The organism is Candidatus Termitispirillum reticulitermitis (genome assembly GCF_054655775.1).
Genome location: NZ_BAAIHG010000147.1, coordinates 1 through 1,289 on the forward strand (window position 1 = coordinate 1; position 1,289 = coordinate 1,289).

1 protein-coding gene is annotated in these 1,289 nt (G+C 45.5%); it reads left to right on the forward strand.

Features of this window, described 5'->3' with window-relative positions:
* Nucleotides 1-1,289 (forward strand): hypothetical protein (locus AC1MDJ_RS07895; RefSeq protein ID WP_479690374.1); only part of this gene is annotated, 1,289 nt, incomplete at both ends.

The following is a 1,289-nucleotide window of genomic DNA, read 5'->3' on the forward strand; positions in this document are numbered from 1 at the left end:
CAAGCTAACATTTAGCACTAAGGCAGGGGAAAATGCAGTCTATCAGACAGCACAACTCATGGACTATACTAAACGTCTCAGCTACCCTAGTGGGATAACGAATGTCGTAGTAGAGGGGCTGGATAACAACGCAGTGAAGTTCACCGTAAGCGATGATACAGTACATATAGAGCCATCTCAAGTTACCGGCAACAACTGGGCGGTGCCTACGACTGGTGGGCTTCAGACAAACAATGTTGCTGGCTACAGACAAGTGATATTAGAGCAATTACATGGGGTTACTACTTTATTCACATCTACTGTAACCAACGATGGTGTTTCCACTAACTATCAGATTGAAGGCTACAGCTATCCGTATGATAACTTTTCAGGCTTTTATATGGGATATGAGATAGTTTCCTCAGCTGACGCCGTAGGAGGCGTAACACATACACAAACTGCTACTAACATGGGCACTACCTACTACATAGACCTTGCTGATGGCACAAGAGCATGGCAGCTTCAAGGCGGTGGCGATACTAACAACTATCTTCGCTCATTTTACGTGGACCCTGCCGACGGAACAAAGCATTATCCAGCTGCTTTTGGAACACTCTTCAATTGGGATGGAATTATGAATTATAGGGCAGGCATATATACGCCAAATACTGCTACTGGCACTTATACCGCTCTTTCGTATTTTATCTCTGCAAGTGCTGTTAATAGCATGGCAGTTGGCGACAAGGCTTTGTTTTACTACCAAGCGAATAGCCCCGATGTGGAGGTTATACCGGGCATTAGTACGTGGTCAGACCCCACCACCAACTGGAATATCAATCCTGCGAATATGGATGGTATCAAGAATGTTCGCATAGAGATTGACGTGCCTAATGGAACGAATACTACTGGTGGCAATGTTATCCCGCAGGTATTCTGGGATGTTCGTGACCCTAATGGTCACGTTGAGTTCACAGCTATGACTATAGAGAATGGGGAGTTTAAGGAGATAAAGATTAGCTGGGATAGGGACTGGAACGTGCCAGAGGATAAAATAGGCGGCACTTGGGGCTGGGCAGTGTCAACACCCGCAGAGGTCAAGCTGAAAGACGCTACTGCTGGTGGCAGATTGGTGTTCACTAATGGGGACGGACGAATGTTGCTTGATAATACGCAGACTATAACTATATATGGCAATGGCAAACAGGCAGAGGTTACCCTTGAAGGGGAAGATACCATTCAAGACCTAATAGATAAACTAGCTAATGCCATAGGTAGCAAAGCTGGCTTAGATATGGCTAATGGGTTAAAGA